Annotated in this window: 12 protein-coding genes; 6 read left to right on the plus strand and 6 right to left on the minus strand. The window is 63.8% G+C overall.

The features are described 5' to 3' along the window. Positions 1–148 precede the first annotated feature (148 nt). The 3 genes from KIH76_RS09380 to KIH76_RS09390 form a co-directional block, all read right to left on the minus strand. On the minus strand, positions 149–1,111 hold the full coding sequence (locus tag KIH76_RS09380; protein ID WP_214374049.1) for a carbohydrate ABC transporter permease: 963 nt from the start codon (positions 1,109–1,111) through the stop codon (positions 149–151). A gap of 30 nt (positions 1,112–1,141) precedes the next feature. Then, the gene (locus KIH76_RS09385; RefSeq protein ID WP_214374048.1) at positions 1,142–2,134 is read right to left on the minus strand and encodes an ABC transporter permease; all 993 of its coding nucleotides are present in this window, start codon (positions 2,132–2,134) and stop codon (positions 1,142–1,144) included. 250 nt (positions 2,135–2,384) lie between these two features. Beyond that, positions 2,385–3,980 carry an extracellular solute-binding protein gene (locus KIH76_RS09390; RefSeq protein WP_219070436.1) on the minus strand — a complete coding sequence of 532 codons (1,596 nt, stop codon included), beginning with the start codon at positions 3,978–3,980 and terminating at the stop codon, positions 2,385–2,387. 473 nt (positions 3,981–4,453) lie between these two features. Here KIH76_RS09390 and KIH76_RS09395 point away from each other — a divergent pair, with 473 nt between their 5' ends. Continuing rightward, positions 4,454–5,542 carry a LacI family DNA-binding transcriptional regulator gene (locus KIH76_RS09395; protein WP_219070438.1) on the plus strand — a complete coding sequence of 363 codons (1,089 nt, stop codon included), beginning with the start codon at positions 4,454–4,456 and terminating at the stop codon, positions 5,540–5,542. Positions 5,543–5,783: 241 nt separating this feature from the next. Then, on the plus strand, positions 5,784–6,824 hold the full coding sequence (locus KIH76_RS09400; RefSeq protein ID WP_214374045.1) for a LacI family DNA-binding transcriptional regulator: 1,041 nt from the start codon (positions 5,784–5,786) through the stop codon (positions 6,822–6,824). A 276-nt stretch (positions 6,825–7,100) separates the two neighbouring features. On the opposite strand, the gene KIH76_RS09405 is transcribed toward KIH76_RS09400, so the two are convergent. Further along, positions 7,101–8,471, minus strand: coding sequence for a glycoside hydrolase family 27 protein (locus KIH76_RS09405; protein WP_219070471.1), 1,371 nt, complete (start codon positions 8,469–8,471; stop codon positions 7,101–7,103). Positions 8,472–8,726: 255 nt separating this feature from the next. Here KIH76_RS09405 and KIH76_RS09410 point away from each other — a divergent pair, with 255 nt between their 5' ends. From KIH76_RS09410 to KIH76_RS09420, 3 genes are all read left to right on the plus strand, one after another. Beyond that, positions 8,727–9,932, plus strand: a complete 1,206-nt coding sequence (locus KIH76_RS09410) for a LacI family DNA-binding transcriptional regulator (protein WP_219070440.1) — start codon at positions 8,727–8,729, stop codon at positions 9,930–9,932. A gap of 173 nt (positions 9,933–10,105) precedes the next feature. Next, positions 10,106–11,152, plus strand: a complete 1,047-nt coding sequence (locus KIH76_RS09415; protein ID WP_219070442.1) for an alpha-arabinofuranosidase — start codon at positions 10,106–10,108, stop codon at positions 11,150–11,152. 217 nt (positions 11,153–11,369) lie between these two features. Beyond that, positions 11,370–13,088, plus strand: a complete 1,719-nt coding sequence (locus tag KIH76_RS09420; protein ID WP_420829271.1) for an alpha-N-arabinofuranosidase — start codon at positions 11,370–11,372, stop codon at positions 13,086–13,088. A gap of 645 nt (positions 13,089–13,733) precedes the next feature. Here KIH76_RS09420 and KIH76_RS11630 read toward each other — a convergent pair. Next, positions 13,734–16,397 (minus strand): glycoside hydrolase family 36 protein, encoded by a 2,664-nt coding sequence (locus KIH76_RS11630; protein WP_236036959.1) that lies wholly within the window; start codon positions 16,395–16,397, stop codon positions 13,734–13,736. Between the two features lie 113 nt (positions 16,398–16,510). Here KIH76_RS11630 and KIH76_RS09430 point away from each other — a divergent pair, with 113 nt between their 5' ends. Continuing rightward, positions 16,511–17,644: a LacI family DNA-binding transcriptional regulator gene (locus KIH76_RS09430; RefSeq protein WP_219070446.1), complete on the plus strand. Its 1,134-nt coding sequence runs from the start codon at positions 16,511–16,513 to the stop codon at positions 17,642–17,644. Positions 17,645–17,762: 118 nt separating this feature from the next. On the opposite strand, the gene KIH76_RS09435 is transcribed toward KIH76_RS09430, so the two are convergent. After that, positions 17,763–19,937, minus strand: a complete 2,175-nt coding sequence (locus KIH76_RS09435) for a right-handed parallel beta-helix repeat-containing protein (protein WP_219070448.1) — start codon at positions 19,935–19,937, stop codon at positions 17,763–17,765. Positions 19,938–20,004 lie beyond the last annotated feature (67 nt).

A 20,004-nucleotide genomic window follows, 5' to 3' on the forward strand; every position in this document is an offset into this window, starting at 1 on the left:
AGTCCACCGGGCTTCCCGCTTAACGGATCGCCTTCGGCCCCTGCAACAACGGACCTCGCTGCGCGAGGACTCAATCCGACCTTCGCTCGCCTATCGGCTCGCTCAGGCTGATCCTACGGACAGTCCACAGGACTGTCCGCTTAACGGATCAGCCCTTGACCGCTCCGATCATGACGCCCTTGTTGAAGTACTTCTGGAGGAACGGGTAGAGCACGAGCAGCGGGAGGGTGGAGACGATGATCACGCCGTACTTGATCTGGTTGGCGAATTCGCGCTGCTGGATCAGACTCATGCCATCTGACTGCGCGCCGGTGATGCCGGTCTGATTGGCGAGCAGGATCGAACGCAGCACGTTCTGCAACGGCAGCTTTTCGGTGTCGCGGATGTACACGAGGCCCGTGAAGAAGTCGTTCCAGTGGCCCACGAAGTAGTACAGCGCCAGCACCGCGATGATCGCGGACGACAGCGGGATCACGATCTTGAGGAAGTAACCCCAGTACCCGAGGCCGTCGATCTGCGACGCGTCGTGCAGCTCCTCCGGAATCGAGGACTCGAAGAACGAGCGCGCGATGATCACGTTCCACACCGACACCGCGCCCGGCAGGATGAACACCAGCCAGTTGTCAAGCAGCCCCAGCTGCTTGAACAGCAGGTAGTTCGGGATCAGACCGCCGGAGAAGAACATCGTGAACGTGAACAGGAACAGGATGATGCGCCGCGGCTTGAACTCGCGCCGCGAGAGCGCGAACGACACCGGGATCGTCACGAGCATGTTGAGCGCGGTGCCGACTACCGAGTACACGATCGTGTTCCAGTAGCCCATCCAGATACGCGAGTCGGCGAACACCTTCGCGTACCCGCCGAAACTGAATCCGACAGGCCACATCGTCACCCGCCCCTGGTTCACGGCCGTCTGGTTCGACACGGACGCGATGATCACGAACCAGATCGGATAGATGACCGCGACGACGACCAACGCCAGGACCACCCAGATCACGATGTCGGTGATCCAGTCGGACACGGTCCGAGCCTGCCGGACCTTCGGATTCCATGGGATGTCCTCGGCGCTCGTCTTCGGCGCGAGCGACGGCTGCACGGTTGCACTAGTCATGATTTGCCTTACCTTTCCGTCACGCCCGGGCTAGAAGATGCTCGTGTCGGACGCCTTCTTCGAGATGAAGTTGGCGAGCACGAGGAAGAAGAAGTTGACCAACGTATTGAACAGGCCGATGGCCGTTGCGTAACTGAACTGGTTGCCGAGAATACCGATGCGGTACGTGTATGTCGAGATGACTTCGGACGCGGACAGGTTCATCGAGTTCTGCATGAGGAAGACCTTCTCGAATCCGACGTTGAGCACGTTGCCCATGTTCATGATGAGCATGATGCCGACGGTCGGCATGATGGTCGGGATGTCGACGTAGCGGATGAGCTGCAGTCGGCCGGCGCCGTCGATTTTGGCGGCCTCGTACAGCGCGAGGTCGACACTGGAGAGCGCGGCGAGGTAGATGATGCAGTTCCATCCCATGTGCTGCCAGACCTCGGTGATCCAGTAGATCGGCGTGAACAGGTTCGGTTTGGCGAGCAGGTTCGAGTTCGGGAAGAACCGGCCGAGCAGACCGGTGTTCGGTGCGAGGAAGATGTTGATCATCGTGACGATGACGACGGTGGAGATGAAGTGCGGCAGATAGGTGACGGTCTGCACGAACGACTTGATCTTGACCGAACCGATCTGGTTGATGAGCAGCGCGAGGATGATCGGCGCGATGAAGCCCATGACCAGCGTCCACAGGGAGATGCGCAGCGTGTTGGTGAGGATCTGCACGAACATGCCGGACTTGAAGAACTGGTTGAAGTATTTCATGCCGGCGAACGTGCCGCCCATGAGGCCCTTGCTGGGGTTGAAGTTGTAGAAGGCGAGGCGCAGGCCGTACATCGGCACGTAGGCGAAGAGGGCCACGAACGCCATTGCGGGAAGGCTCATGAGCCACAGCGCGCCGTAACGCTTGAAGTGACGGGTGAGCTTGACTCCCAGAGGTGCGTGCTTTGCGGCTTCGATGTTGTCGACGACGGCTGCCGTGCCGCCGCTGTTTACTGCAGCCGTAGTCGCCGCAGTCTTACGAGATGCAGACATTGTTGTTGCTTTCTTTTTTTGGATGGGTTCAAGATGTCATTTCGACCGAGCGAAATACCAGATTCACAGTGTCATTCCGACCGAGCGAAACCTAACGTTCACAGTGTCATTTCGACCGAGCGAAGCGAGCGGAGAAATCTTACGAGCCGTATCGCCTCGATAGATTTCTCGACTACGCTTCGCTCCGCTCGAAATGACAATCAGTGGAAGGCTTCACCCTGTCGACATGAATGAGGTCTGGTCGGTCAGGTCACTTGGTGTAGGTGTCGTACCACTTCTGCCAGAGCTTGACGTTGTCGTTCAGGCCGAGGCTCTCGAGCTGCTTGACGTAGTCGCCCCACTCGCCGTCGATGCCGCCGTCGGCCATCCACTGCGCGGCCTTCTGGATTGCGGTGTTCATGATCTGCGTGTTGTTGTTCGAGATCGTGGTGGAGTCGGTCGCGTCGGCGCGCACGTAGTCGGGCATGTAGTCCTTGACCGGGTCGAAGTGCGAGCGCTGCTCCTCGAACACCTTGTTGACTTCCTGAATATCGTCGGCGTTGTCATCGCCATTGATAGTCACATTGTCCGGAATCCAGCCGGCGAGACGGTCGGCGAGCACCGGCATCTTGTTGTCGGCGATCAGATCGGACATTTTGTCGGAGTCCTCGGTGTAGGTATGGTCGCCGTTGTCGGTGAGGGTGTCGTCGAAGGAGCCGGCGAACTGCTGCACGGAGTACTTCTCGGAGTACAGCAGGTTGACGACCTTGAGCGCGGCGTCCTTGTTCTTCGCGTTCGCGGAGACGGAGCACTTGTAGTTTTCGAGTTCGTTGGAGGAGCCGTCCCAGACGGTCTTGTCGGCGGAAACGCCCGGTGCGGACGGCACCGGCATCGCCTCATACTGGTCGCGCAGGTCGCCGAAGTCGGCGAGCGACCAGCCGAAGATCACGCCGGTCTTGGCGGTCTTGCCGTCGTTGGTCTGGTCGGCGTAGTAGGCGTCATCGGCCTTGGTGGACCAGTCGGACGGGATGAGGCCCTTGGAGATCAGCTCGTGGTAGTACTTGATGACTTCCTTGTACTGGTCGGAGACGAGGAAGCTCTTGACCTTGCCGCCTTGCACGTAGATGCCCTGCGCGCTCGGGCCCTTGTTGAAGCCGGTGACGATGCCGGTGGAGTTGAGCAGCAGCATCGGGCTGTACCAGCCGAAGCCGCCGGTGTCGAGCTTGCGGATGTTCATCGGGATCTCGTCGGCCTGGCCGTTGCCGTTCGGATCGTCGTTCTTGAACGCCTCGAGCACCTTCTCGAACTCGTCCCAGGTCTTCGGGACCTCAAGGCCGAGCTTGTCGAGCCAGGTTTTGTTGATCATCATGTTCTGGCCGGAACCGGAGTACGACTTGCCGCGGGAGGACGGCAGATTGTAGATGTGACCCTCCGGGTTGGCAACGAGCTTCTTGGCATCGGGCTTCTCGTCGAAGAACTTCTTGACGTTAGGCAGCTTGTCCATGTCCTTGCTCAGGTCCTCGAACAGGTCGGGGAACTGGGCGGCGTCGTCGGGGTTGAACGCGCGCAGGGAGATGTCCTCGACTTCGCCGGCGCTCATGGACGGGTTCTTCTGCTGGCCCCACTGATCGTCGGAGACTTCCTTCCACTCGATCTTGACGCCGGCTTCCTTTTCAAGGTCCTTGGCCCACTGCATGTTGGTGACCTTGTCGGTGTTGGTGTTCTTGACGATCAGGATTGTGACGATTGGCTTGCCGTCCTCGGTGGTGGCGGCCTTGTCGCTGCTGCCGCAGGCGGCCAGCGATCCCAACGTCGCGACGGCGGCGATGGCGGCGAGCGCCTTGGTTACAACACTTCTGCGTGCCATTTCCTTTTCCTTTCCTTGCTTCCGACCTCTGCGTTCGGAAGATTCGGTGCCTTGCAGGAAGCCGTACAGCACATCCGGTCTTCCGTTGGACACTGTCTTGCGGGCCATCTTCAAACTCGCAACGCTGCGATTCTAAATCGATTCGATGCGATCCGTCAACCAGACACATCGTTCGGCGTGTTGTAATGAAAAAAACTGGCAACCGCTAAATTCCAACGTTTTTCAACGACCGCACCTGCCGTCTCCTATCAACACGCCTCATTTCCGCATCGCTACGATTCTGCGATATACTCGCGAGTGACACCGCACATAATCGAAGCGATTCGATCGTATGCTCGATCACGAACACCGTCATCGTGGGATATTTCAGGCAATGATCGCCGCAAACCGCATCGTTGCGTACGAATATCGCACGATCACTGCGGCACACGCCGTCCCGTGCGCCGCACCACACGAAGGCTGGGAAGAGAACTATGGTCACCCTCAAGGAAGTGGCAGCCAGAGCCGGCGTCTCGCCGTCCACCGCGTCCGGAGCGCTGCGCGGACTCGACTTCGTCCGTCCGAACACCGCCGAACGTGTCCTCAAAGCCGCGCAGGAGCTCAACTACACCGCGAACGTCTCGGCCCGCGCCCTGCGTTCCGGCCGCACCGGCATCCTCTCGCTCGCCATCCCCACCGTGTCCATCCCGTTTTACAGCCGGCTCGTCAGCGCGATGGAAACCTGCGTTGAACGCAACGGCTATCAGCTCGTCATCCAGCAGACCAATTTCGACGAGCAGATGGAACGCCGCGTGCTCGCCCAGGCCGAGGACACGCTCTCCGAAGGACTGTTCATGCTGCCGGCGCGCGTGAGCAACCGCGAGATCGCCGAACTCACGCAGGGGCACCCGACCGTACTGTTCGAGGACTACAGCGCCGACATCACGTTCGACACGGTGAACGCGCCGAGCGGCAACGGCATCGACAAGGCCATCCGGCATCTGGCCGGGCGCGGCCGCACGCATATCTGCGTGGCCGGAGCCGCGCCGGTCGGCGGCGGTCGACGACACCGCACGACCTCAACCGGCGACGCATACGTCGCCAACCGTGCCGTCAAGAATGAGCAGAACAGCAGCCGCGCACGATACGAACGCATCGATGCGGCCATCCGTGCGCTTGACGAGCTGGGTCTGCGCGGCACCAGCACGATGATCGACTGCAACTGGGGACCGGACGGCGGCATCGAACTCGGGCACCAGCTCGCCGCGCTGGCCAGATCGGGCACACGGTACGACGGCGTGTGCTGCATGAACGACGACATCGCGCTCGGCGTGATCCGCGGGCTGGCCGACGACGGACTGCGCGTGCCGCAGGACGTGGCCGTCACCGGATTCGACGGCGTGCCGCAAGGCGGCTGGAGCGTGCCGACGCTCACCACGATCGCACTGGACTACGAGGGCATGGCGGCCACCGCCGTCGCGATGATGCTGCGCAAGTTCGGCGACTCCCCCGTCACGCTCCCCCAGCGCGTCACCGCCGGCTTCCGTCTGATCGAACGCGAATCCACGGCGATCGCTGCGTGACCCGTCACGATATGCGATGCCGCGGCCTGCGCCGTCGCACAGCACGGCATCAATCAGACAACCGTGACACGGCAGGCTTCCGGAATCAAGAAAACGTGACGAGCAGTCCTGTCATCATCCCGCGCAACATGACGTTCCACAACAATATCAACCGAAAATCGCAACGATTCGACCAGCGTGCGCGTCGTGCGGTACAGTAGTCGGGAATGACGTATTTCCAACGATGATCGAGTGGTGAGGTATGGCGACACTCAAGGATGTGGCGGCCCTGGCGGGCGTGTCAATGAGCACGGCGGGCGCGGCGATGCGCGGCGAGGACATCGTCAAGCCGGCCACCAAGGAGAAGGTGCTCGCCGCGGCGCGCGAACTCGGGTATTCCGCCAATCTGTCGGCGAGGTTTTTGAAGAAGGGCAGCACGGGCGCGATCGCGGTCATGGTGCCCGACATCCTGCATCCGTACTACACGAACCTGGTGAGCGCGGTGTGCAGCGCGGCGAGCAAGCACGGACTGCGCACCGTCATCCAGCAGACCGGCTACAACTCCACCACCGAAACCAGCGTGCTCAAGCAGATCAACGCGACGCTGTGCGATGGGCTGATCTTGAACGTCAACAACGTCGATGACCAGCATCTGCGCGGCATGCTCGGCAATCATCCGACCGTACTGCTCAACTATCCGGCCGACGTACCGCTGTTCGACACCGTGCGCGGACCGGCCGGCTCCAGCGCGAGCACCGCGTTCGGCTACCTGTGCGGGCGCGGATACCGGCATGCGTGCGTGGTCGGCGGACGGCCGGCGCGTGCGGAGAATTCCGATACCAGCGGACGTGACGACGGCATTCGCGCGGTGATGGACGCGCTGATCGGCAACGGATTGGGCGAGACCGGCGACTTCGTGGAATGCAACTGGAGCGTCGCGGGCGGCATCGAGGCGGCGCATGCGCTGTGCGCGGCGGGCGACGACGGTGCGCGGCCGGTCGACCGGTACGACGTGTTCTATTGCATGAACGATCTGATCGCGTACGGGCTGATTCGTGGGCTGCACGAGGAGGGCGTGCGCGTGCCCGATGACAAGGCCGTGTTCGGTCATGACGGGATTTTCAACAGCGGCGTGCTCGAGCCGTTCACGGTGCCGACGCTGACGACCGTGGGCGTCGATTACGCGGATATGGCCACGAAGGCGGTCGATTTGCTGATCGACCAGATCAAGCATCCGGGCAAGCAGCGCGCCCCGCGCATCGAAACCGCCCGCGGACGCCTCATCGTCGGCGAATCCGCGTGACGGGGATGTGGAAAGCGCACTCACTGGCTCCTGTCGCACATTGTCGAATCGCGCTAGAACCGATTCTCAAATAACGCGTGCGGCCTGCACGCCGCAGCAGACGAAGACGTATGTCAATACGTCAAGTTCGCAGCGGTGTGCAGGACGCTCCGTTATTCATTCGATACGACGACCACGCGCAGACCGATCGTCGCATAACGCGTGCGGCCTGCGCGCCGCAGCAGACGAAGGCGTATATCAATACGTCGAGTTCGCAGCGACGTGCAGGACGCTCCGTTATGCGGCGATCGGGTCGAGGGCGATCCAGAGAGCGCCATGCGCCGGGATCGTGCCGGTGATGACGCGGTCGGCGCCTTCGCCTTCGATGCGCACATCAGCCGCAGCCCCCGGGGCGCCGGCGAACAGGTCAGTAAGCTTCCAACCATCCTCGCGCGCATCAAGTCCCACGATGGACTGCAGCTGGATGTTGCCGCCGATTTCGAAGTCGTCGGAACCGGTCCAGAACAGCGCCGCGTAGTGGCCGCCGCGGTGCGCGGACGGCGTGCCGTCGGCCCAGTCGGCCGCGTCGGCGGCCCAGACGATGAATTCGCCACGGTAGGAATTGTCCTCCCACCAGTGCTTGAAGATACGTTCGCGCACGGTTTCGCGGTTGTTGGTCGAGCCGGCGAGCACTTCGCGCAGCGCCGGGTTGGCGAGCAGCGCGATCGTATCGTCGGTGCTGGTCGGCAGGTCGCCTCCGACCATGAGCGGCGAGCGTCCCATGCACCACAGCGCGAGCAGCGTCTTCTGCTCGTCCAGCGTCAGTCGCGACTGGCGGTCGTCGCCACGCTCGGCGCGCAGTCCGATGTGGCCGAACGGCACCATGTCGGCGTCGGCCCAATGACCGGTCGTCTGGAACGGTGCCCAGCGCGCGAGTCGTGCGAACTGCTGGTAGATGTCCTCCCAGCGGTCCCACAGGTCGTCGGAGATGCGCCACATCTGCGCGTTCTCGCGCAGGAAGTCAACGTACGAGGTCGCCACCCAGCCGCCGGGCGACAGGGACAGGTCGATCGAACGGCCGTACTTGGCTTCGGCCTTGGCGATCGCGCGATGGTATGCGGCGATCTCGTCGGAGTGGAACGGGGTCTGCATGTCGTCGACCTTGAGGAAATCGAGCCCCCACGAAGCGAACAGGTCAAGCTGCGCGTCGTACCAGGCTTGCGCGCCGGGATGCTGCTGGTTGAGACCGTAGTTGTCGGGGTTCCACTTGCATACGTGGTCAAGGTCGGCGACGTCGCGCGCGGTGTATTCGGTGCCGTATACGGGCAGGTTCTTGTCGACGGCGATCCGCGGAATGCCGCGCATCATGTGCACGCCGAGCTTGAGCCCGAGATCGTGAACGGCAGCGGCGAGCGGCGCGAAACCGCGACCGTTCGCAGCGGACGGGAAACGCACCGGGTCGGGCAGCTGACGGCCGTATTCGTCGAGGATGAGCGGCGCGTTCTCGTTGTAGCCGTGGGCGCGCGCGGTCGGGTCGTACCAGTCGATGTCGATGACGAGCGTGTCCCAGCCGGCCGCCTTGAGGTGTTCGGCCATGAACTTGGCGTTGGCGAGCAGCTCGTCCTCGGTGACGGTGGTGCCGTACGAATCCCAGCTGTTCCAGCCCATCGGCGGGCGCCATGCCTGTGGAAGTGATGCCATTATTGACCTGCTTTCGCGATGATCACTGCATGATTTCTGTGTATCGGTACATATTTTATCCGAAAATTGTAGCGCGACAATAGTAGGTGCCATCCGGCGAGTCGCTTGATCTTGCAACGATTTTCACCACAAAACTCGCGATTTTACAAACTACAATTTTTTGCATACCGTTACATATGATTATTGGCGATCGCATGGAAACGTATGCAAAGGAGACGCGATATGGGCAACGGCAAGACGACACTGCGTGATGTGGCCGCAGCGGCCGGCGTCTCCCCCATGACCGCGTCGAACGCACTGCACGGCAAGCCCGGCGTCAAGGAATCGACCCGGCAGAAGGTCATCGAGGCCGCCGAACGGCTCGACTACCGCATCAACCTGACCGCAAGCATGCTCAAGTCCGGCCGCAGCAACATCATCCACATCATCGTCAACGAATTCGACTCACCGTTCTACTCCAAACTCGTGCAATCGTTGGCAAACGAGACCACCGCACGCGGCCTGACTCCGTTCGTCGAGCAGACCCGGTACTCGCCGGCCGCCGCCAAGCAAGCCATGTCCGCCAATCCGTTCTCCGGTCAGCTGTTCGACGGCGAGATCATCCACGCGTCGGGCCTGGGCACCAACCTGCCGCTCGCCAAGATGAACGCCGGCCGGCCGCTCGTGCTCATCGACGGTTGCGAGGAGACGCCGAGCGTCGACACCGTGAACTTCCCGAACGAGGAGGGTGCACGCGCCGCCGTGCAGCATTTGATCGAACGCGGTTGCAAGCACATTGCGATCGTTGGCGGAGGATACATCCCGCGAGCCGAACTCGCACACGCCGAGCATTCCTATGACCTGCGACTGCGCGGGGCGAGCGGCGCACTGCTTGACGCGGGACTGCCGTATGACGAGTCGATGACGTTTTGCGGGTACAACAGCGAGGACGGCATCGACGCCGGGCACCGTATTGCGGATGCGATCCTGGCCGCGCGAGCGAACGAGTCGGATCACGTCGCCGCCGTGGACGGGGCCGCAAACACCGATAATGTTTCACGTGAAAACATCGCCAACGTTTCACATGAAACATCCCGCGGCACGGCAGCCGACCTGAAACGCGACGGATCCGCCACCGCGTTCGACGGCGTGTTCTGCTCGAACGATTACGCCGCGTTCGGCGTGATCCGCGGCCTTGCCGATCGCGACATCCGAGTGCCGGACGACGTGAAAGTCATCGGCATCGACGGCACCAGCTTCGGTTCGTACGCAACGCCAACGCTGAGCACGATCCAGGTCGATCTCGACCAGCTCGCGCAGTTCGCGCTCGACATGATCACACGACGGATCGAGGAACGCGCCCGCAGCGAAGACGCGACCGCGCCGACCCGCGCGACGATCGGCTACCAGCTCGTCGCGCGCGAATCGACAGGCGGCCGATCCGTTTAGTCGGCACCCCACGTAGCACACGTTGTCATGTCGATTACACGCAGCGAATGAAGCCATCTTCAGACGCCAACCGTCACGCAAGATGCCTCCGTCCGATCCGCTCGGTCGACATGACAAACAAATCCCACATCCAACATACGCAACCACCATCCAACCCAACAAAGGAGTAACCAATGACCGAATCCACTCCGAAGACCGAGGCGTATCTCTTCGTTCACTTCATCGGCGACGAGAAGACCCCGACCGACGAACAGCTGTACTTCGCCCTCAGCCGCGACGGCGTCAAGTGGCACGACCTGCGCCCAGCCGGCAAGCCGGCGCTCACCTGGCTCGGCGGCGAGAAGGGCACGCGTGACCCGCACATCACGCGCGACCCGAACGGCGGCTTCCACATCGTCGCCACCGACCTGTCCATCCACTACCGCGGCGGCTGGGGCCCGCACGACGGCGCCACCACCAACGGCTCCACCGGCCTCGTGATCTGGGACTCCCCCGACCTCGTGCACTGGAGCGAGCCGCGCCTCGTCGACGTCGCCTCGAAGATCCCGGGCGCGGGCATGGCGTGGGCGCCGGAAGCCAACTGGGACCCGGACAAGCAGCAGTGGATCGTGTTCTGGGCCACCAAGACCAACGTCGACGAACCGGGCAGCCCGCTCAACAACGAGCTCGGCGACCGCACGAACATGTACTACGCGACCAGCAAGGACCTCGTCACGTTCTCCGACCCGGTCAAGTGGATCGACCGCAAGAACAGCGTGATCGACTCGACCATGCTGCGCGACGACGACGGCTGGTGGTACCGCGCGTCCAAGGATTCCGAGATCACGATCGAGCGCACGCGCAACCCGTACGCGAGCGCCTACGAGGTGCTGCGCACCGACGATCCGAACGCATGGTCGTACGTCGGCTCGCTGACCAGCATCCTCGGCAACGGCCGCTACTCGTGGATGTATCTTGAGGGACCGGAGCTGTTCCGCTACAACGACGCGGACATCAAGACGATCAACGGCCGCGAGATGAAGTACGGCCTGATGTGCGACCAGTTCGCGGAGGCCAAGGGCTACCTGCCGTTCCGCTCGGCGAATCTCGCCAGCAACGATCCGGCCGACTGGGCCGTGGCCGACGACATCGACTTCGGCGGGCTGAAGAAGCGTCACGGCGCGATCCTGCCGATCACCGCCGCCGAATACGACGCGGTCGAGGCCGCGTTCAAGCTCTGATCCGTCCCCGTGAGACGACCGTAACTCAACATCATCGTCATCATCCTGTTGGGTTACGGTCGTCTCGCATCACACCGGATCGAGGAGGCAAACTCCGTCACGTCGCCCCCGGTCCGGCACGTTAGGCGCCATGCTCCGCCGTCTGCTTCACCAATCACCGCATGACACACGTGTCATTTCGACCGAGCGCAGCGAGCGGAGAAATCTCTTATGGCTGATGCACTCGAAAGATTTCTCGACTCGTCTGCGCCTCGCTCGAAATGACACGACGATCGCGAAGCAAGCAGCGGTAAGCAAGCATAACGATTACCATCATCGATCAAACCCACGCAAAGGAGCATCATTCATGAGTAACGAAACCACCAATCGCAACGATGCAACCATCAGTCTCGCCGGCACCAAACCGATCGCCGACGTTCCCCGCCGCCTGTTCGGCTCGTTCGTCGAACACCTCGGCCGCTGCGTCTACGGCGGCATCTACGAACCCGACCACCCCACCGCCGACGAAAACGGTTTCCGTCAGGACGTGCTCGATCTCGTCAAAGAACTCGGTGTGACCTGCGTGCGCTACCCCGGCGGCAATTTCGTCTCCAACTACAACTGGGAGGACGGCACCGGCCCGCGCGAGCAGCGCCCCGTGCGCCGCGACCTCGCTTGGCACTGCACCGAAACCAACCAGATGGGCATCGACGACTTCTACCGCTGGAGCCAGAAGTCCGGCACCGAGATCATGCTCGCCGTGAACATGGGCACGCGCGGCCTCAAGTCGGCGCTCGAGGAGCTCGAGTACGTCAACGGCACGGCCGGCACCGAACTGGCCGACCGGCGCGTGAAGAACGGCATCGAAGAGCCGATGGACGTGAAGATGTGGTGCATCGGCAACGAGATGGACGGCCCGTGGCAGGTCGGACACATGAGCCCGGACGAGTATGCGGCGGCGGTCGACCGCGTGGCGCATGCGATGAAGCTGGCAGAATCCGGCCTCGAGCTCGTGGCGTGCGGATCGTCGAACGCGCACATGCCCACGTTCGGCGAATGGGAGCGCAAGGTGCTCACCAAGGCGTACCGGAACCTCGATTTCGTGTCCGCGCACGCGTACTACATGGACCGCGGCCATCGCACGCATGACGCGGTTGAGCTGCAGGACTTCCTCGCTTCGGCCGAAGACATGACGTATTTCATCAACACCGTGGCCAAGCAGGCGGATGCCGCGAAGGCTGCGAACAACGGAGACAAGGACATCGCGCTGTCGTTCGACGAGTGGGGCGTGTGGTACTCCGATGCGTGGAACGAGCAGGAGGATGCGTGGCAGAAGGAGTCCGCGAACGGACTGCATCACGGCACATGGCCGGTCGCGCCGCACCTGCTCGAGGACATCTACACCGTGGCCGACGCGGTGGTCGAGGGTTCGCTGATGATCACGCTGCTCAAACACTGCGATCGTGTGCGGTCGGCGTCGCGCGCGCAGCTGGTCAACGTGATCGCGCCGATCATGGCCGAACCGAACGGCGGTCCGGCGTGGAAGCAGACGATCTTCTACCCGTTCGCGGAGGCGGCCGCGTACGCTCGCGGAGACGTGTACGTGCCGGCGATCGACTCGCCGACCGTGGCGACGAAGTCGTACGGTGACGTGGCGGCGATCGACGCGGTGGTGACGTGGGATGCGGAGGCGCGTCGCGGACTGCTGCTCGCGGTGAACCGTGATCTCGGCGCGGCGCATGACGTGACCGTCTCGCTCGACGGGCTGGCCGGCGCGGGCGACGTGACCGTGACGCGCGCGCAGATCCTGCACGACGACAACCCGTACATGCAGAACACGGCCGAGGACCCGACCGCCGTGACGCCGGGCGAGCTGCCCGTTTCCACGGTGGATGCGGGCACGCTGAGCTTCGCGCTGCCGGCCGTCTCGTGGGCCGCGGTCGAGTTCACCGCGTGATTCCCGCGATCTGGGCGCGGCTCCTCTCCCCTAGGGATGCGCTCATCCTCCTCAGCGTCCGTTTCCCTCTAATAGGAACACGATCCTAGCGGGAAGCGGACGCAAACTGCCTCTCCAGCGTCCGCTTCTCCTCAGAGGGAACGCTCTCCTGGGAGAGAACGGACGCCAACCGTCTTTTTGGAGTCCGTTTCCCCCTAGAAGGGGCACCATCCCAGAAGGAAATGGACGCCCCTCTCAGAGTCCGCTTCTCTCCAGAAGGAACCCGATCCTCACGGGAAACGGACGCGAACCGCCTCTCCAGCGTCCGCTTCCTCCTAAAAGGAATACCATTCTAGAGGGAAGCGGACTCCAATCGGTCTTCTGCGTCCGTTTTCCTCTAGGAGACCAGTCATCTATGGGAAACGGACGCAACCGTACAACCTTCATTTCCCAGATAACTTTCAGACAAACCGCACGTTGCGTTATGCAACGTGCGGTTATATGGGAATCACGGCCGAACAAGCCGCGACAACTGAAACCTTCTTCTTCTCTTCTCCTTTCTCGCGTTGAGGCCCGGTTCACACGAACCGGGCCTCAACGTTTCTGGGATCATAGCTCACGAATCACGCGACAGCACGATGTCGCATGAGCCCACGGGCGAGGGATTCACCGCACGGCAAAGATGCGGGCGGAGGGCCTGGTCGCATCGGATACGGCCAGACGCACGGTGGACGGGTCGAGCCGTTCAATCGTCCACGGGCGGGCATTCGGCGCATGGTTCGCGACCGCGCCGCCGTTTATACCGTCAGTCGCTCCTTCCGCAGCGTCACCGATCGCAGCGCCGGCATCCCGAGCCGTATCCGTCACCGGAGCCGGGAAGATCTGCGTGATCTCGCGGCCTTCCTCGAGCGGCAGATCGATCGACGACGACCCCGCACGCCGCCATGCAGTAACGTATGCAGTCGCCTCGTTGTCGGCATCGTTTGCAGCAACCGGCGCATACGGTCGCAATCCGGCCACCAGCCAATCGCCGTCGAAATCGGGCAGCCCGGCCGGCCACCACGGCACCAGCGTCTCCTGACGAGCAAGAATCCGCCGCTGCAACGCCACCGCGTCGCGTACCAGCGCGAGTCGCGTGTCGTCCATCCGGTTGATGAACCCGGACAGGTACAGGCGCCCCATCACGCCGGCCGCCAACGTGAGCACGGCCGTCTCGTCGTCCATCTCCTGCTGCGCGTATCCCCAGTTGCCCTGTTGTTCGGGCAGGATCGTGAGCCCCGCACCGGCAGCGATCGCCGCGTAGATCAGCGGATCGCACTGGTCGGACGTCGACTGCAGGTCGAGCCGGCTCAGCTGCGCGTAATCCGCGCGCATCGCGCCGGAACCACAGTTCTCGATCATCACGTCCGGGTGACGGCGGCGCAGGTCGTCGAGCCAGTCAAGATACGTACGGCAGTGGTCGAGCAGGCCGGATCCGACCGATTCGGCGTCGCGGTCGGTGCCCGCGCCGGGGATGGTGTTGTAGTCGAACTTGAAGAACTTCACATCGAAGTCGGCGATGAGCCGGTCGACGGTGCGCGTAACGTGCTCGCGCGCGGCCTGCGAACGGAAGTCGAGCAGGTAACGGCCGGAATCGCACACGCGCACGCCGTGGCGGGTGAAGAACGCCTCGTCGGGCAGCGTCGCGGCGAGCGGCGACTTGACGCCGATCACTTCGGGTTCGAGCCACAGGCCGAGTCCCATGCCCGCTTCGCGGATGCGCGCGGCCAGTCCGGCCAGCCCCTCCTCGCCGAAACGGTTCGTGGATGGCAGCCATTCGCCGACCATGTCCCACCAGCCGCCGTCGGTGCTGTCGTACCAGCCCGCGTCGATGCAGAAAATGTCCGCGCCGGCCTTCGCGGCGCCGTCGATGAGCGGCAGTTCCTTCTCGATGCGCGGGTCGCCGAACAGCGTGTTCATGTAGTCGTTGTACACGACGAGCCCCTGCGTGCGCTCGAATTGCGCGGAACGGCCGAGTTCCGCAGCCTTTGCGGCGCGCAGGGCGCGGCGTTGCAGGGTCATTTCGGCGACCGCCTGCTGCCAGCCGCCGGACGCGATCGAGAACGAGACTGGCACGGTGGTGCAATCGTTGCCATCGCCGAGGTCCGTGGACCACTGGTGATCCTGGTATTCCGGACCGAACGCGGCGACGTGCAGGCCGGGATCGTTTTCGCCGACCTCCCACTCCCACGGGCCGTTGTGCTCGATCTGCCACATGACGGAGAACGCGGGGACGGCGCCGCCGGCTGCGGAAGTCGCGTTGCCGGCGGCAACGTGTGCGTTCTGACCGTCAGCAGTAACGTGCGCAGGATCGGTCGTATTGCTCACGTTTGCGACGTGTGCAGCAGTTGACTGCGCGACGGCCGCGTCACGGTCGGCCTCGATGATGCCGGCAGGCTCGTGCAGTCCGGTCGACCATGTGGACGCCGAACTGCGCACGAACCGCGAGCTGGATTCGCCGGGGTTGATGATCTGGTTGCGGTCGCGCACGGCGGTCTTGCGCAACGGCGCGCTGTGCCAGTCGTTCTCGACCGCCCACGCGGCATCGCCCCAGAAGATGCGCGACGATTCGACGGTCGCGCCGTTCGCATCCATCGGCAACGTGAGGTTCAACGACGAGGCCGACTCGATTGGGAACGTTTGCGGCGAATGCAGGACGGTATATGCGCGTACCGCGGAAATGCCCGGATAGGCCTCGAACACGGAGGTGACGGTAAGACCGTCGGCATGCGATCCGGAGGTTTCGGCAGTGCTCCCCTGTCCGTCCGCGCCGGCGAGCGTCGCATCGGCAGAAGCCGCCGAACCGGGATCGATGCTGTCCATCGGACGCCCGCCAGGCTTCAAGCTCTCGTACGACGCAAACTGCGTGATCTCCAGCCGGTACGGCTCACGCGAACCGGATTCCGGCTCGCTCGCGCGAGCGCCCACGAACCGCAGCTTCGAGCCGGCCACAGTCAGGATCAATGGCTGACGATTGTCATGCGAACCGGTCGCCGCCGCACGCACCTCCACGATCGGCCGCGGGTCGCGCTGGAATACGACCGTGCCGCCATCATGCGAGGCCGCGTTGCCTCCCGCGGCAGCCGCGTTGCCGTCCACAACCGCATCGTCGCCGGCCGGAACAGCCGCACCCGCAGCACCGACTCCCCCGCCCATGCCGCGGCCAGACAACCCGCTCAGCCGCACCGGCTTGTCGCCGCCCGTCTCGAACGTCATCGTCACCACGCCGTTGCCCCACGCGAACCGTCCGTCCGCATCCGGCACAACCGCGGTCAACCCATCGTCAGTCATATGTACTCCTTCGTCATATCCACACAACGTCCTTCCCCACGCTACCATCCGGTCACTCACATACACAGCCTCAAACCGCGGCCGACGCGATGGCATAAGATGAATCCGGCGGCATGACCGCACCGAATCAGGACGAAGCGCGGCCGGCGACGATCCGGCGGGGAGGCAGCATGGCGACGTTGCGTGACGTGGCGGCACGGGCCGGGGTGTCGGCGTCGGCGGTGTCGTACATTCTGCGCGGGGACACGCGGTTCCATGCCGAAACGGTCGAGCGTGTGCGGGCGGCGGCGCGCGAGCTCGGATATACGGCGAACCTGTCGGCGCGGATTCTGAAAGCCGGACGCAACGGGGTGATCGGCGTGGCGGTGTATGCGCTGGAGGCCGCGCAGCCGATGCGTCTGGCGGCGGCGATCACGCGGCAGGCCGGCGAGCGCGGATTGCGCGTGATCGTTCAGGAGACGGCCAATTCGCGCGAGGGTGAACTGCAAACGTTGGAGCGCACGACGAGCCAGTTCTGCGATGGCTTGATATTCAGTCCGGCGAAGGTGTCGGCGGAGGAGATCAAGTCGCATATCGGTACGAAACCGATGGTGTGGTGCGAGGATTTTTCGGACGAGCCGCTGTTCGACGCGGTGGTGACGCCGAGTTTTACGGGGGCGCGTGACGCGGTGCGGCACCTGATTGCGGCCGGCTGCCGGCGGATCGGGATTCTCGGTATCGGTGTGCGTGCGGATGCGCCGGGCGAGGCGCGTTCGGTCGTGTTTGCGAAGGATGGCAATTCCGCGTTCCGCACGCAGCGGCTGCACGGGGCTTTGGCGGCGTTGGACGAAGCCGGCATCACGTTCGAGCCGGGCTTGGCGATCGACTGTTCGTGGGATTTCGAGGAGGCGCGCAAGGCCGCGCACCGGCTGGTTGCGCAACGGGCGGATACGGATGGCGGCTTGCCGGTCGATGGCCTGTTCTGCCTGAACGACGTGATGGCGATGGGCGCCGCGCGTGGGTTCGCGGATTGCGGCGTGCGCGTACCGGCTGACGTGGCGATCATCGGGTTCGACGGGATTCGAGAGACGGCGTACACGTCGCCGTCGATCAGCACGATCGCCATCGACTACGACGACTACGCCCGCAAGGCGCTTGACCTGCTCATCTCGCGCATCGATCATCCCGGTGACGAGGACGGGTCACCGACCCCGCGCCGACTGGTCGCGGACTACCGCATCGTCCAGCGCGAATCCACCGCGCGCTGATCGCACACCGATACTCGTCAGGTATCTGTTTCGGTCACGGGATGGCGAATCAACCGTGTATGCCATCCCGTGCCTCACACTCATACAAGCGTCACGCCGATCGACGTGATCGCACACGTCAGCGCCAGACGGTGACGGACTGGTTCGGGCGGAACTCAGCGAGCGGCCCGCGCGAGGACTGCGCCGCACGCGCATCCCCCACAAGATCCGTGTCGAAGACGAACGGGTTGCCGTCCGCATGCTCGAAGCGCTCCTCCACGATGCGCGGCTCGCCGAGGTCGGCGGTGCGCACGATCGCACCGGTGCCGAACACGGCGGTATCATCCGCGGCAGCCGCATCATCATCGGCCCGCACGGTCAGTCGCACCGACCGATCGGCACCATCCTGCGCGACGTCAACCGCAAACGAACCGTCACGCACGATCGCACCGGTCTCGCCGAGCAGCGCCCGCGCACCGCCGACGTACGTGTTGTCGCGCGCGAACACCGGCTGCGGCACCTCGCGGAACGCCTCCTCATCGCCGTTGCCGACCGTCGCGTTCGCCCAGTGCTCGTACTCGGCAAGCGTCGCCGGACGCTCGCCGCGCTCCCCCAGCACGCGCGGCAGATCCTTCGCGGCCTGCAGGTTGTACGCGCGCGTGCCGTGGCCTTCCGCCAGCCAACCGGTCTGTTCGTCGGCGTCGGCGGGCGTGCCGGCGGCCTTCACGAACAGGTTGTTGACGAACCGGTCGTCGCCGCCGTAGACGAACGCGGAACCGGCCGGCGCGGTGGTGTGCGGGAAATGGTACGGCGTGGAGCGGTCCATGACGCGGCCGAGCCGGATCGTGCCGGCGATGAGGTTGTTCACGTACGCGCCGCCGTCGGAGATGATGTCGAGGCTGATTGGCGAGGCGAGTACGTTGTTGCTGACCGTGTACGGGCCGTGGCTGACTTCGACCATGATGTCGCGCGTGTTCGCCCAGAACACGTTGCGGTCGATGTGCGTGCCCTGCGTCTGCCAGTCGAGCCACATGCCGAGCGTGCAGTCGTGGATGTTGTTGTTCGCGATGACCGTGTCGACCGCGGCGTGGAACTTGATGCCGCCGATCTCATGGCCCCAGAACTCGCGGCGCGTGGCAACGTTGTAGATCTCGTTGTGCTCGATGCGGCTGAACGCGCAGCCCATATGGCCGACGACGCCGGTCTGGCCGCAATCGTGGATGCGGTTGCCCCGCACGAGATGACCGCCGACGACGCCCTTGGCCCAGCCGAAGCGCAGAGCCTTGAACACGGCCTCCATCTGGTACTGGTAACCGGACTTGCGGCGGGTGCGCGTGCAGTCGTTGTCTCCGGTGGAGACTTCCTTGCCGAGCGCGACGGCGGAGCACTTCGCGTCGTGGATGTGGTTGTTCTCGATGATCCAGCCGCGCGACCAGTGCGTGTTGATCATGCCGACCTGATCGGCGGTGGGCGGGGCCCACGGGGTGGCGGCCTGGGCGATTTCGAAGCCGCGCACGGTGATGTAGTTGGTCTGCGGGCGCGACGGGGCGAAGCAGGTTTCGCGCACGTTGATTTCGGTGAGGGACTCGTTCGGATCCGCATCGTGGAAGTTGGCCCAGATGGTAGTGGTGCCGGTGTGCGAGTCGCCGGTGACTTCGGCGTACCAGACGAGCGTAGTGAGACTCGGGTTGCCGGCGGCAGTGTCGGCGACCGGGCCGTTGCGCCACGCGCCGCAGTCGAAACCGACCGTGCGCGGACGCGGATGGGCGACTTCCTCGCGGCTGAACGCCTCGTAGAGCGCACGACCGTCGAGATAGACGCAGCCGAGGTGGCAGGCGGGCGACTTGGGGGTGCCGGACTCGGACACGGCGGAGGCCTGTGCGGCGGCGGACGCTTCCAGCGCGAGCTTGTCGTGCCCTTCGCGAACGGCGCGGGCGTGCGAGCTGGCGTCGATCACCCAGTCGCCGAACACCGTGCGCACGTACGGATTGAACGCGCCGAACATGGCGTTCGGCAGCACAGCCTTCCACACGGCGCCGTCCGCGGATTCTTCGACGCGTTCCCATGTGTCGACGCGTTCGGAACCCTTGATGACGGGATGCTCGCCGTCGGCCGCGCGGTAGACGATGCGATGCTCCGCGCTTTCACCGCCATATTGTGGGTCGACGGATTCGCGGTAGACGCCGTCGTGCACGACGATCTCGTCGCCGGCGCGGGCGATGGCGGCGGCTTCGTTGATGGTATGGAACGGATGGGCTTCGGTGCCGTCTGCGCCGGCGGCGGGCGCGGATGCAGAAACGTGGTATGCGGTCATGACACTCCTCCTCGTTGTGGGGCCTTGTTCGTCATCATTGTATATTCAAACGTTTGAATAACACGCC

The sequence above is a fragment of the Bifidobacterium simiiventris genome (genome assembly GCF_019331715.1).
GTDB classification, from domain to species: domain Bacteria; phylum Actinomycetota; class Actinomycetes; order Actinomycetales; family Bifidobacteriaceae; genus Bifidobacterium; species Bifidobacterium simiiventris.